We start from the raw sequence: 13456 nt of genomic DNA, 5'->3' as shown, positions 1-13456 counted from the left end.
TGCAAGATCCGATTAGGACAGTGCAGGCCACGGCGGTGTCGAGTGCATCAAACCTGCAACGAACTGCACTTGCATCACGAGACTGCAAGTGGCCTAATGAGCACTACGTTACGGCCGGAGGGGCGGATCCCGGCGGCGGCAAACGCCGAGATCCGCCCCTCTCGTCGTGCATACGTGAAAATCCGCCGCGACCTGTGACACGGGCGCGGTACACAGATCAGGGGCGCCCCACCGTGGCTGGGCGCCCCTGACTGTTCAGAAGATCAGTAGCGGTAGTGGTCCGGCTTGAACGGGCCCTCGACCGGCACGTTCAGGTACGACGCCTGCTCCTTGGTCAGCTCGGTGAGCTTGACGCCGAGCGCGGCCAGGTGCAGCCGGGCGACCTTCTCGTCCAGGTGCTTCGGGAGCACGTAGACGCCGATCGGGTACTCGTCCAGCTTCGTGAACAGCTCGATTTGCGCGATCGTCTGGTTCGCGAACGAGTTCGACATGACGAACGACGGGTGGCCGGTCGCGTTGCCCAGGTTCAGCAGGCGACCCTCGGACAGCACGATGATCGAGTGGCCGTCGGCGAACTTGAACTCGTCGACCTGCGGCTTGATGGTGATCCGCTCGACGTCGGCGCGCTTGAACAGCCCGGCCATGTCGATCTCGTTGTCGAAGTGACCGATGTTGCCGACGATGGCGTTGTGCTTCATCCGCGCCATGTGGTCGGCGGTGATGACGTTGAAGCAGCCGGTCGCGGTGATGAAGATGTCCGCGGTCTCGACGACGTCCTCGATCGTGGCGACCTGGTAGCCGTCCATCGCGGCCTGCAGCGCGCAGATCGGGTCGACCTCGGTCACGATGACCCGGGCGCCCTGGCCGCGCAGCGACTCCGCACAGCCCTTGCCGACGTCGCCGTAGCCGAAGACCACTGCGACCTTGCCGCCGATGAGCACGTCGGTGGCGCGGTTGATGCCGTCGATCAGCGAGTGGCGGCAGCCGTACTTGTTGTCGAACTTGCTCTTGGTGACCGAGTCGTTGACGTTGATCGCCGGGAAGAGCAGCTTGCCCTCGCGCTGCATCTCGTACAGGCGGTGCACGCCGGTGGTGGTCTCCTCGGTGACGCCCTTGATGCCGGCGGCGATGCCCGTCCAGCGCTGGTTGTCCTCGGCGAGCGTGCGGTGCAGCGTGGCCAGGATGACCGCGTACTCCTCGGAGTCGGCGGTGTCCACGGCCGGAACCGCGCCCAGCTTCTCGAACTCGGCGCCCTTGTGCACCAGGAGCGTGGCGTCGCCGCCGTCGTCCAGGATCATGTTCGGGCCCTTGCCGTCCGGCCAGACCAGGATCTGCTCGGTGCACCACCAGTACTCTTCGAGCGTCTCGCCCTTCCAGGCGTAGACCGGCACGCCGGACGGCGCCTCGGGGGTGCCCTCCGGGCCGACCACGATCGCGGCGGCGGCGTGGTCCTGCGTGGAGAAGATGTTGCAGGACGCCCAGCGGACGTCGGCGCCGAGCGCGGTCAGCGTCTCGATCAGCACGGCGGTCTGGATCGTCATGTGCAGCGAGCCGGTCACCCGGGCGCCACGCAGCGGCTGAGTGGCGGCGAACTCGCGGCGGATCGACATCAGGCCGGGCATCTCGTGCTCGGCGAGCTGGATCTCCTTGCGGCCGAACGCGGCCAGCGACAGGTCAGCCACCTTGTAGTCGCCCTCAGCGACGGTCAGGGGCCGGGTGCCCGAGGGCGTGGGAAGGGTGCTGGTCATGAAAGCTCCTGTCGATACGTCATCGATGACCGACCCACCACATTACGCGCCGCAGGTGGTGGGCGAGGAATCGCGCTGGTCACGGCGCACCCGGCGGGCGATTGCGGTCGTTGCTCCACCGTACGCACATGCGCACGGGGCGGTCGGTGGCCTAAGCCCCGACCGCCCCGTGCATCCCCCCGGTTTGGCTTTCCGCGCGGCCACCCCGTGACCTCGTGTAGTTAAAGACTCACACTCAGCAACCAAACTGTCAAGCAAAATCCATAAAAATGCTGATTGGTACGGACATGCAGATGGCGAACTACGGTCAGGGCGGCATGAATCAGGCGCCACCCGCGAACGCGAGTGACGCCTGAGACAGCTGAGTCAACGGTCAGCCGGCCGCGGCGACGAACGCCTCTCCCGGCCCGCTGATCCGCAACGGCCCGGCGTCCGCACCTGCGAACGCGGCCGTGCCCGATGTGATCTCCACCGCTGACTGCCCGTCGTCCACAGTCACGGCGCCGCCCACGGCCAGCACGATCCGCGGCCCCGGCACGTCGAGCGTGACAGTGCCCGCGCCCGGCGTCACCTGCAGCAGCAGGAAGTCCGGTACCGGCACCGGCCACGCGCGCACGCCCTCGGCGATCGCGGCCTCCGAGTGCAGCGGCTCCGTCAGCACCTCGAAGCGCAGCACGCCGAGCAGCTCGTCCACGTCCACGTGCTTCGGCGTCAGGCCGCCGCGCAGCACGTTGTCGCTGGCCGCCATGATCTCGATGCCGGTGCCGTGCAGGTACGCGTGCAGGTTGCCGGCCGGCATCCAGATCGCCTGCCCCGGCTCCAGCCGCACGTGGTTGAGCAGCACCGCGACGAGCACGCCGGTGTCCTCCGGGTAGAACCGGGCCAGCTCGGCCACGAGCGGCACGGTACCGGCCGCCACCGCCGCCTTCACAAGTCCGGCCCGCTCCGACTCCGGCCAGGTCAGCAGCGTGCGTACCGCGTCCCGCAGCCCGTCCGGGCCGGTCCGCAGGCTCGCCACTACCGGCGCCAGCTCCGCGATGCCCAGCGACTCGATCAGGTCCGCCGAGACGGCCGGGTCGGCGAAGCCGCACAGCGCGTCGAACGGCGTCAGCGCGACAAGCAGCTCCGGCTTGTGGTTGGCGTCCACGTAACCGCCGTGCCCCTCGGCGAACCGGGCCTGCGCGTGCTCAAGCGTCGGGTGCGCCTGCAGCGACAGCGGCTGCTCAGCGGCGAGGATCTTCATCAGGTACGGCAGGCGCGCGCCGTACCGCTCCACAACTGCCGGGCCGAGCAGTCGCTCGGGCTCCGCGGCAAGCAGCTCGTCCAGGCCGGTCCCGGCGACCCTCGACGGGTCGGCCGGGTGCGCGCCGATCCACAGCTCCGCCTCCGGCCCCGGCGCGGGCGCGGGACGGCCCTGGATCTCCGCGATGGCGGAGCGCGAACCCCACGCGTACGGTCGGACGACGCTCATCAGTGGCTTCATCAGGTTCAGTTCCCGGTTGTGTTCTCGGAGGCGAGCTGGGTGCCGTCGAACCCGGCCTTCGGCACGGCCGCGGCCTCGGCGCTGTACACGTCCGGCTCAAGATAGATCACCCGGGCGATCGGCACCGCCGCCCGGATCCGCGCCTCGGCCTCGTTGATGTGCCGGGCCACGTCCGCCGCGGTCTCGTCCGAGCGGACCGCGAACTTCGCGGCCACAAGCAGCTCCTCCGGGCCGAGGTGAAGCGTGCGCATGTGGATGATCCGCTGCACCGCGTCGCCGTCGAGAAGCGCCTTCTCGATCGCGGACTGGTCCGCCGGGGACGCGCCCTCGCCGAGCAGCAGGCTCTTGGTCTCGATAGCCAGGATGCCAGCGATCGAGACCAGCAGCACGCCGATCGCGCCGGTGCCGAGCGCGTCCCACAGCCCGTCACCGGTGATCAGCGTCAGGCCGACGCCGACGAGCGCGAGCGCCAGGCCGATCAGCGCGCCGAAGTCCTCAAGCAGCACGACCGGCAGCTCCGGCGCCTTGGCCCGGCGGATGAACTGCTTCCACGACGCGGTGCCGCGGGTGTGGTTGGACTCCTGAATCGCGGTGCGGAACGAGAAGCCCTCCATGGCGAGCGCGGCCACCAGCACCACGACCGGGACCCAGTGCCAGGACGTGATGGCGCCGTGGTTCGGGTCCAGGTGCGCCTCGTGCCACTTGTGGTACGCCTCGTAGAGCGCGAACAGGCCGCCGAGCGAGAACAGCACGATCGACACGATGAACGCGTAGATGTAGCGCTCCCGGCCGTACCCGAAAGGATGGTCCGGGGTTGCGGCCTTCTTCGCCCGACGGCCGCCGAGCAGCAGCAGCGCCTGGTTCCCCGAGTCGGCGACGGAGTGGATCGACTCCGCAAGCATGGACGAGGACTGGGTAAGCAGGAACGCGACGAACTTGGTCGCCGCGATCCCCAGGTTGGCCGCGAGGGCTGCGATGATCGCCCTGCTGCCGCCGCCGGCACTCATGTGTCAGCCAATCCCTTCGGTACGGATCGGGTTGGACAGTTCCTTCATCTCCGAGATCGCCGGCACCGCCATCGGGTCCAGCCCGTGCGCGAGCGCCAGGTAGATCGAGGCGAAGTCCGGCACCGCGATCAGCGACGCCAGCCGTTCCAGCGCGGAGCCGCCCTCCGCGGTCACCACGTCGCAGCGCACGCCGCGCCGCTCGGCAAGCGTCTGCACCGCGTCCGCCCGGCGTTCCTCGACCGCGACCGGCTCGTCGTTCGCCTCCTGCGGGTCCAGGCCCCCGTCGCGCAGCAGCACGATCCGCAGCCGGGTCCCGGAGTCGTCGTCGTCCGGGTCCGCGAAGATGTCGCGGGAGGACTCGACGAGGCCGCCGAAGACACCGTCGAGCAGTCCGACGCGGCCACGACCGGCCTCACCGAGCGCGCCGGAGACCACCGGGTACCGCGCGTTGGCGGAGAGCGTGTCGGCGAACCGGCGCGCCGCGACAGTGGCCAGCGGCGACGAGCCCCAGACGATCGGCACGGACCCGGCCAGGCCGAGCGCGAGCGACTTCGCCGGGTTGACGAACGACTCCAGGTTGGGACGGCAGCGGTCCGCGTCCGTGTCCAGCCGGGTCGCGGTCTCCGCCAGGTCCGCCTCGTTGATCTTCACGAGGTCGAGGTGGCGCGCGGCCAGCAGCACCGGCACGGCCAGCGACCACAGGCTGGCACGGGCCGGCGCACGGCGCGGCACGCCGATGAACGTGGCACGGGCCGACTCGGCCACCGACTGCAGCCGGGAGTCGGGCGCGCCGATCGCGACCAGCCGGGCGCCACGCCGGGCGGCGGCCTCGGCGGCGGCGAGCGCCTCCGGGCTGCGGCCGGACGCGGAGACCGCGATCACCACATCGGCCGCGCCGACCCAGCCGGGCACGCCCGGGCTGCGGTGCGCCATCACCGGCGCGGGGCAGCGCGGCCCGGCGACGGTGCGGAGGATGTCCGCGGTCAGCACCGCGGTGCCGGCGCCGGCGATCACGACCGCGCGCGGGCGGCCCTCGTCGGCAAGCGCGGCCAGGTTCGCCTCCGCGGCCAGCTGTGCGGACTCGCGCACCTGGGCGCCCGCGGACGCGGTGGCGCGCAACATGCCGCCCGGGTCCTGTGAGGCCATCAGCGTGGAGTCGTCGAGGATGCTCTCGTCGACGGCGCGCCGGCCCTGAATGCCCGCCGTGCCGTCCACCGGGTTGCCCATCAGAGGTCATCCTCCTGGTCAGTGTCGTGCGGACCCGGAACGGCAGGAGCCGTTCGTGCCTCGTCGAGCAGCAGCACGGGGATGTCGTCCTCGATCCGGAACTCGCGACCGCACTCGGTGCAGGTCAGCGTGGACGCGGCCGCGTCATGAACGAGCGGCGCGTGGTGCGTGTCCGGACAGGCGAGAATCTCCAGCAACTGCGGGTCGAGGGCCACGAACGGCTCCTTTCCAAGGTCCAGCGGGAATCTTCCCCGCAACCCCAGAAGCCTAACCGCGAACGATCGCCAGAACGTCGTCGCGGAGCTGCGCCATGCGCTCCGCGGTCGGCGCCTCCACGTTGAGCCGCAGCAGCGGCTCGGTGTTGGACGGGCGCAGGTTGATCCACGCGCTGTCCTCGAACGTGATGGTCAGACCGTCCAACTCGTCCGTCGGGTTGCCCGCGAACGCGGCCCGGACCTCCGCGGTCTTCGCGGCAGCGTCCGACACGGTGGAGTTGATCTCACCGGACGCGACATACCGCTCGTACGCGGAACCGAGCTCGGAGAGCGGCTTGTCCTGCTCGCCGAGCGCGGCCAGCACGTGCATCGCGGCCAGCATGCCGGTGTCGGCACCCCAGAAGTCGCGGAAGTAGTAGTGCGCGGAGTGCTCGCCACCGAAGACGGCGTCGGTCTTCGCCATCTCCGCCTTGATGAACGAGTGCCCGACGCGGGTACGCACCGGCTTGCCGCCGTGCTCGACGACGATCTCCGGCACCGCGATCGAGGTGATCAGGTTGTGGATGATGATCTCGCCCGGGTGCTTGGCCAGCTCGCGCACCGCGACCAGCGCGGTGATCGCGGACGGCGACACCGGCGCGCCCTTCTCGTCGATCACGAAGCAGCGGTCCGCGTCACCGTCGAACGCCAGGCCGATGTCCGCGCCGTGCTCGACCACCGCGGCCTGCAGGTCGACCAGGTTGGCCGGCTCCAGCGGGTTCGCCTCGTGGTTCGGGAAGGAGCCGTCCAGCTCGAAGTAGAGCGGCACGATCTCCAGCGGCAGAGCGGTAAGCGCGGCGTCGCCGAGCACTGCCGGAACCGTGTGGCCGCCCATGCCGTTGCCCGCGTCCACGACCACCTTGAGCGGCCGGATGCCGGACAGGTCGACCAGGCCGCGCAGGTGCTTGGCGTAGTCGGTGAGCAGGTCACGGCGCTCGACCGCGACCTCGCCGACCGGCGTCAGGCCCTCGTCGAGCAGCTGCTGCGCCCGGTCCCGGATGTCGGAGAGGCCGGTGTCCTGGCCGATCGGCTTCGCGCCGGCCTTGCACATCTTGATGCCGTTGTACTGCGCCGGGTTGTGGCTGGCGGTGAACATCGCGCCGGGCAGGTCGAGCACGCCTGACGCGTAGTAGAGCAGGTCGGTCGACCCGAGTCCGGCGTGCACCACCTCGGCGCCGGCGGCGATCGCGCCGGCCGCGAACGACTCGGCAAGCGCCGGGCCGGACTCGCGCATGTCGTGCGCGATCACGATCCGGTCGGCCTCGTCGCCGCGCGCACGCAGCGTCTCCACGAACGCCTGCCCCAACGCGCAGGCAGCCGCGGTGTCGAACTGATCCGGGACCGTGCCCCGCACGTCGTACGCCTTCACGATCCGTGACAGATCAGACAACTCAACGCTCCTCATGCTTCCGCCCTACGCCTGTGTAGCCGACGGGGGAAGCGTATAGGAGTCAGGTTCACCGGACGTGAGAAGGCGGGTGGCCGCCGGACCACGCACAGATGACGAAATCCGCGTCTACTCCGTCACTCTGGGCATCCGCGTGGTCGGATCCGGCGGCGTCCGCGGCGGGCGGTTCGCATTCGGCCCGGACGGCACGCCCGGGTAACGCTGCGTGGGGGTGTCGATCGGTCCCGGCCCGCGGTCGGCCGGTGGCTGCGCGGGAAGCATCTGGGTGGCCGAGGCGCTTCCGGTCCAGCCACCGCCGGTGGTGGGCCGGTAGAGGCTGCCGCCACCACCGCCGCCGCTCGGGGGCGGTGGCCCGCCGAACGCGCCGGCCGGGGTCGGGCCGCCGGTCTCATCCCGGTTGCGGCGGATCAGCAGCACGATCAGCGCCGCGCCGACGCCGACCATGACCACGCCGATCGCGATCGGGACGCCCAGGCCGTTGAACGGGCCGTCGTTTGCCGACAGTGAGATCGGGCCGGTGTTGTCCGGTGGCAGCGAGGCGAAGGTGGTCTCCGGGATGGGCTCCTTCTCCTCCTCGGACTCCTCGGGCGACGGGCTCGGGGAAGGGCTCTTCGACGGCGTGCGGCTCGGCGTCGGGCTGGGTGCGGCCTGACCGCCACGGATGCGCGAACCGTCCTGCTCCTCGGCCAGCCGGTTGCCCTGCTCGTCGAACATGAAGCCGGTGAACTTCAGCTCGTTGTTCGGCGCGTTGGGCCCGAACGCGACCTTGAACTGCACGGTCTGCTGGCGGTTGCGCCTGTCGCACATCTCCGCGTTGGACGGCTGCACAAGCTGGGTGACGAAACTGCCGTCGCCGTCCGCCTGGAGCTGCACCTGGACGACCTTGCCGCCGGAGCTGACGCCGACCGCGACCTGGTCCGGGCTCAGGTCGTCAGCCTGGATCCGCAGCTGGGCGCGGGCCCGGACGCAGCCGTCGTCCTCGCGGCGCATGCGCAGGTCGACGTTCTGCGGGCCGCTGCCCGCGGTGAACGAGCCGGGCGCGTTGAGGTCGACCTCGTCCGCATAGGCGGGCGCCGCGCCGAGCGTGACGGCGCCGATCAGCCCGGCCGTCGCCGCCATCAGGGCACGCGCCACCCATCGCCGTACAAGCATGGCTCGGAGGCTACCTCGCGCGCGCGACAATCCCGACCCATCGTTCGGCCGAAACTCAAATACTTTTAACACCAATTCAGCGGGTACGTCCCGCAAGTGCGGCGCGGCAGGCATGGTCGGCCGCGCGGGTCGTCTCCGGCAGCCGGTACCGCGGCGCCAGCGCAAGGACCTGCGCCGCCGCCGTCTCGACAGACACCAGGTGCCCCGGCGAGACGAACACCGGCTTCACCCGATCCTGGGTCCGCAACACGGTTCCGACAGTCACTCCATCGAGGGTGATCGGGGTCGCACCCCCGCGCCGCTCCCCCGGCATCGACCACTCACCTGTCAGATGCGTCTTGCCGACGCCGAGCGCCGGCAGGCCGGTGAGCACGCCCAGGTGGCAGGCCAGCCCGAACCGGCGCGGATGCGCCAGGCCGTGGCCGTCGCAGACCAGCAGATCAGGCCGGACGGTCAGCCGCTCCAGCGCGTCAAGCAGCGCCGGGACCTCGCGGAACGCGAACAGGCCCGGCACGTAGGGGAACGCGGGACGGCCGGCCGTGACCGCCTCGTCGACCGGCTCGAGCGTGGTCGCGTCAAGCACCACCACGGCCGCGACCAGGCTCTCGTCGCCGTCGGCATAGGCGACGTCCAGGCCGGCCACGGTCCGCGGCGGGCGCTCCGGGTCGGTCAGGTCGACAAGCGCGCGCAGCCGGTCCTGCTCCGCCTCGGCTTCCGCGACAGTTGTGGGCCAGGCTCTCACTCGTACCCCCGATGGATTGTGATTTTCAGAGTTCGAGGCCGGTGAGGACGAGCACGCGCGGCTCGGTGTAGTCGTCCATGGCCGCGCGCAGGCCCTCGCGGCCGACGCCGCTGCCCTTGGTGCCGCCGTAGGGCATCTGGTCGGCGCGGTAGGACGGCACGTCGCCGATGATCACGCCGCCGACCCGCAGCGTCCTGTGCGCCGCGAACGCGGTCCGCACATCGTGCGTGAACACGCCGGCCTGCAGGCCGAACGCGGAGTCGTTGACGGCCTCGAACGCGGCAGCGTCGTCCGGCACCTTCTGGATCACCAGGACCGGGCCGAAGACCTCCTCGGCCAGCACCTTCGCCCCGGCGGGGACATTCATCAAGATCGTCGGCGGGTACGTCGTGCCGTCGCGCCTGCCGCCGGCCAGCACCTCGGCGCCGGCCGCGACCGCCTCGTCCACCCATGCCTCGACCCGCTTCGCGGCGTCCTCGCTGATCATCGGGCCGACGTCTGTCGCCTCATCGGCCGGGTCGCCGGTCTTCAGGGCTTGAGTTTCGGTCAGGAGCGCGGTCAGGAACCGGTCGTGGGCCTCTCCGTGCACGTAGACCCGCTGCACCGCGATGCAGCTCTGGCCGGCCTGGTAGTTGGAGAAGACCGCGACACGCTTCGCCGCGTGGGCGAGGTCGGCGTCCGACGCCCAGTCCGCGCAGATCACCACCGCGGCGTTGCCGCCCAGCTCAAGCGTCACGTGCTTGCGCGGCACCGAGTCCTGGATCTGGCCGCCGACCGGGCCGGAACCGGTGAACGACACCACCGGCAGCCGCGGATCCCTGACCAGCTCGGCCGTGCGGTCGTTGGGCAGCGGCAGCACGGAGAACATGCCCTCCGGCAGATCCGTCTCGGCAAGCAGCTCGCCGAGCAGCAGCGCGGACAGCGGCGTGGCCGGGGCCGGCTTGAGCACGATCGGGGCGCCGGCGGCGATCGCGGGCGCGACCTTGTGCGCGACCAGGTTGAGCGGGAAGTTGAACGGCGAGATGCCCAGCACGGGACCCTTCGGGACGCGGGTGACAAGCGCGAGCCGGCCCTCACCTGCCGGATCGGTGTCGAGGCGCTGCATCTCACCGGCGAAACGGCGGGCCTCCTCGGCGGCCCAGCGGAACACGGAGATGGCGCGGGCCGCCTCGGCACGGGCCCACTTCAGCGGCTTGCCGTTCTCGGCCGTGATCAGGCGGGCGACCTCGTCGCTGCGCTCCTGGAGGCGTTTCGAGACGTGGTCCAAGGCGGCGGCCCGCCGGTGCGCCGGGAGGCTCTGCGGGGCCTCGGCGGCTTTCGCGATCGCGGCCTCCACCTGCGCCGGCGTGGCGAAACTCGTGCGGCCGACCACCGCGCCGTCGTACGGATGCCGCACGATCACCTCGTCGTCGCCGTGCGCCGGGCGTCCTGCGAGGTAGAACGGGGTCCTGTCCATGGTTTCACCCTAGGCCGTGTTGTGGTGGAACGCGGCGAGGCCCGTTCCCCGTGACCGTTTGTACCCGAACAGCGCCCGGTCGCTTGCCCGGCGCGAATTCCATCGCCAGGATGGCGTGAACGGCTTTCCAACGGAGATGACATGACCGGCAAGCAGGTTCTGCGGAATTTCATCAACGGCGAGTTCACCGACCCGGCCGACGGCCGTCACTCCGACCTGATCGACCCGACGAACGGCGAGGTCTTCGCGCAGGCGCCGACCTCCGGCGAGCCCGATGTGGACGCGGCCATGCGAGCCGCCGCCACCGCGTTCGAGACGTGGCGCGACACCACGCCGGCCGAGCGGCAGCGCGCACTGCTCAAGATCGCGGACGCGGTCGAGACCCGGGCGGTCGAGCTCGTCGACGCGGAGGTCCGCAACACCGGCAAACCCCGGCGGCTGACCACCGACGAGGAGCTGCCACCCGCCATCGACCAGCTGCGCTTCTTCGCCGGCGCCGCCCGCATGCTGGAGGGCAGGTCCGCCGGCAACTACCTGGCCGGCCACGAGTCGTACGTGCGACGTGAGCCGATCGGCGTCTGCGCCCAGGTCACCCCGTGGAACTATCCGCTGATGATGGCCATCTGGAAGATCGCGCCCGCGCTCGCGGCCGGCAACACAGTGGTCCTCAAGCCGTCCGACACCACCCCGGTCTCCACGCTGCTGCTCGCCGAGATCGCGGCCGAGTTCCTGCCGCCCGGCGTGCTCAACGTGGTCACCGGCGACCGGGACACCGGCCGTGCGCTCGTCGCCCACCGCACGCCGCAGTTCGTCTCGATCACCGGCTCCACCCGGGCCGGCCGCGAGGTCGCCCAGGCCGCTGCGAACGATCTCAAGCGCACCCACCTGGAGCTGGGCGGCAAGGCACCGGTCGTGCTCTTCGACGACGCCGACGTGGCGGCCGCCGCGGCAGCGATCGCCGGTGGCGGTTACTTCAACGCCGGGCAGGACTGCACGGCCGCGACCCGGGTCATCGCCGGGCCCGGTATCTACACCGATTTGATCGCGGCGCTCACCTCCGAGGCGAAGGCCACCCGCACCGGGCTGCCGGACGACCCTGACGTGGCGTACGGGCCGCTCAACAACGCCTCCCAGCTCGACAGGGTCACCGGTTTCCTGTCCCGCGTGCCCGGCCACGCATCGGTCGAGACCGGTGGCACCCGGGTCGGCGACCGCGGCTACTTCTACTCCCCCACCGTGATCTCCGGCGTGCGGCAGGACGACGAGCTGATCCAGGACGAGGTGTTCGGGCCGGTCATCACCGTGCAGCGGTTCTCCGACGAGGACGAGGCGGTACGCTGGGCCAACGGCGTCGACTACGGGCTCGCGGCCTCGGTGTGGACGCGCGACCACGGCCGGGCCATGCGGATGACCCGGCGGCTCGACTTCGGGTGCGTCTGGGTCAACACGCACATCCCGTTCGTCTCCGAGATGCCGCACGGCGGTTTCAAGCACAGCGGGCACGGCAAGGACCTGTCGCTCTACTCGCTTGAGGACTACACCCGGGTCAAGCACGTCATGCACAACATCGAGGTGTGAATGCCGTCCTCCGCGGAACTTCATGATCGGCGCCGGGCGGCCGTCGCCCCCGGTGTCAGCAGCGTGATCGACGCCTACGTCGCGCACGCGTCCGGCGGCACGCTCACCGACGTCGACGGCCGCGAGTGGATCGACTTCGCGGCCGGGATCGCCGTCACCAACGTCGGCAACGCCGCGCCGCGCGTGGTGGAGGCGGTCCGTGCGCAGGTGGAGAAGTTCACCCACACCTGCTTCATGGTCGCGCCGTACTCGCTCTACGTCGACGTGTGCGAGCAGCTCAACGCGCTCACGCCGGGCACGTTCGAGAAACGGTCCGCACTGTTCAACTCCGGCGCGGAGGCGGTGGAGAACGCCGTCAAGATCGCACGGCATGCGACCGGGCGGCCCGCGATCGTGGTGTTCGAGCACGCCTACCACGGGCGGACCAACCTGACGATGGCGCTGACCGCGAAGAACATGCCGTACAAGCACCGGTTCGGCCCGTTCGCCGGGGAGATCTACCGGGTGCCGATGTCGTACCCGCTCCGAGACCGCCTCGACGGGCCGGCCGCCGCGGCCCGGGCCGTCGACCTGATCGAAAAGCAGGTCGGCGCCGCCAACGTGGCCGCCGTGATCATCGAACCGATCCAGGGCGAGGGCGGATTCGTCGTACCCGCGCCCGGTTTCGTGTCCGGACTGCACACGTGGGCGTCCGGCGCGGGCGTGGTGTTCGTGGCAGACGAGATCCAGACCGGTTTCTGCCGCACCGGCGACTGGTTCGCATCCACGTTCGAGGGCGTCGAACCGGACCTGGTCACCACCGCGAAAGGGCTGGCCGGCGGACTGCCGCTGGCCGGGGTCACCGGCCGGGCGACCATTATGGACGCGGTGCACGCCGGTGGACTCGGCGGCACCTACGGGGGCAATCCGATCGCGTGCGCGGCCGCGCTGGCGAGCATCGAAACGATGCGGGAACTGTCCCTCGCTGACGCGGCCCGCGCGATCGAGGCGGCCATGATGCCGCGCCTGCGCTCCCTTGCGGCACGAGACCCCCGGATCGCGGAGGTACGCGGCCGGGGCGCGATGCTCGCCGTGGAGATCGTGACGCCCGGAACCGCCCTGACGCCCGACCCGGCGACCGCCGCAGCCGTGTCCGCGGCCTGCCATCGGGCCGGACTGCTGACGCTTACCTGCGGCACCTACGGCAACGTGCTGCGCTTCCTGCCCCCGCTTGTCATCCCCGAGGACACCATGGACCGCGGCCTGCACATCCTGGAGTCGGCCTTCACCTCGGTGAGGTGACACCCCGCGCAGGTCAGGCTCCGGCACAGCCCTGATCCGGTGCCGGTCTGGCCGGGGATCCGCCGGTTCGGCCCGCGTGCAGTTTGCGGTTCTGCGACAGGTCTTCCTTGGCCCGAGTTG

General features: G+C 70.7%; 11 protein-coding genes. 2 read left to right on the top strand and 9 right to left on the bottom strand.

The window, feature by feature from the left end; all coding sequences use genetic code 11:
- Window positions 1-263: 263 nt before the first annotated feature.
- The 9 genes from ahcY to ACIA8K_RS09550 form a co-directional block, all read right to left on the bottom strand.
- Complete coding sequence (gene ahcY, locus ACIA8K_RS09590; RefSeq protein WP_396056845.1) at window positions 264-1748, bottom strand: adenosylhomocysteinase; 1485 nt, start codon at window positions 1746-1748, stop codon at window positions 264-266.
- Window positions 1749-2121: 373 nt separating this feature from the next.
- Entirely contained in the window at window positions 2122-3231 is a 1110-nt protein-coding gene (gene manA, locus ACIA8K_RS09585; protein ID WP_396056843.1) for a mannose-6-phosphate isomerase, class I, read from the bottom strand.
- A 5-nt stretch (window positions 3232-3236) separates the two neighbouring features.
- Window positions 3237-4238, bottom strand: a complete 1002-nt coding sequence (locus ACIA8K_RS09580; RefSeq protein ID WP_396056841.1) for a cation diffusion facilitator family transporter — start codon at window positions 4236-4238, stop codon at window positions 3237-3239.
- A 3-nt stretch (window positions 4239-4241) separates the two neighbouring features.
- Window positions 4242-5465: an SIS domain-containing protein gene (locus ACIA8K_RS09575; RefSeq protein ID WP_396056839.1), complete on the bottom strand. Its 1224-nt coding sequence runs from the start codon at window positions 5463-5465 to the stop codon at window positions 4242-4244.
- Window positions 5465-5680, bottom strand: coding sequence for a Trm112 family protein (locus tag ACIA8K_RS09570; protein ID WP_396056837.1), 216 nt, complete (start codon window positions 5678-5680; stop codon window positions 5465-5467). The genes ACIA8K_RS09575 and ACIA8K_RS09570 overlap by 1 nt, the downstream gene beginning before the upstream one ends.
- Window positions 5681-5732: 52 nt before the next feature.
- On the bottom strand, window positions 5733-7109 hold the full coding sequence (locus tag ACIA8K_RS09565) for a phosphomannomutase/phosphoglucomutase (protein ID WP_396056835.1): 1377 nt from the start codon (window positions 7107-7109) through the stop codon (window positions 5733-5735).
- Between the two features lie 126 nt (window positions 7110-7235).
- Window positions 7236-8279, bottom strand: coding sequence for a hypothetical protein (locus ACIA8K_RS09560; protein WP_396056833.1), 1044 nt, complete (start codon window positions 8277-8279; stop codon window positions 7236-7238).
- Between the two features lie 76 nt (window positions 8280-8355).
- Window positions 8356-9021 carry a deoxyribonuclease V gene (gene nfi / locus ACIA8K_RS09555; RefSeq protein WP_396056831.1) on the bottom strand — a complete coding sequence of 222 codons (666 nt, stop codon included), beginning with the start codon at window positions 9019-9021 and terminating at the stop codon, window positions 8356-8358.
- Window positions 9022-9046: 25 nt separating this feature from the next.
- Entirely contained in the window at window positions 9047-10477 is a 1431-nt protein-coding gene (locus ACIA8K_RS09550; protein WP_396056829.1) for an aldehyde dehydrogenase family protein, read from the bottom strand.
- Between the two features lie 141 nt (window positions 10478-10618).
- On the opposite strand from ACIA8K_RS09550, the gene ACIA8K_RS09545 reads away from it, so the two are divergent.
- On the top strand, window positions 10619-12055 hold the full coding sequence (locus ACIA8K_RS09545; RefSeq protein ID WP_396056827.1) for a gamma-aminobutyraldehyde dehydrogenase: 1437 nt from the start codon (window positions 10619-10621) through the stop codon (window positions 12053-12055).
- Window positions 12056-13336, top strand: a complete 1281-nt coding sequence (gene gabT, locus ACIA8K_RS09540; protein WP_396056825.1) for a 4-aminobutyrate--2-oxoglutarate transaminase — start codon at window positions 12056-12058, stop codon at window positions 13334-13336. It abuts the gene before it with no gap.
- Window positions 13337-13456: the final 120 nt, after the last annotated feature.

It is taken from the genome of Catenuloplanes sp. NPDC051500, assembly GCF_044454585.1.
In the GTDB taxonomy this organism is placed as follows: Bacteria; Actinomycetota; Actinomycetes; order Mycobacteriales; family Micromonosporaceae; genus Catenuloplanes.
The sequence above is the reverse complement of the archived record's forward strand: the minus strand, read 5'-3'. Positions and strand labels throughout refer to the sequence as shown.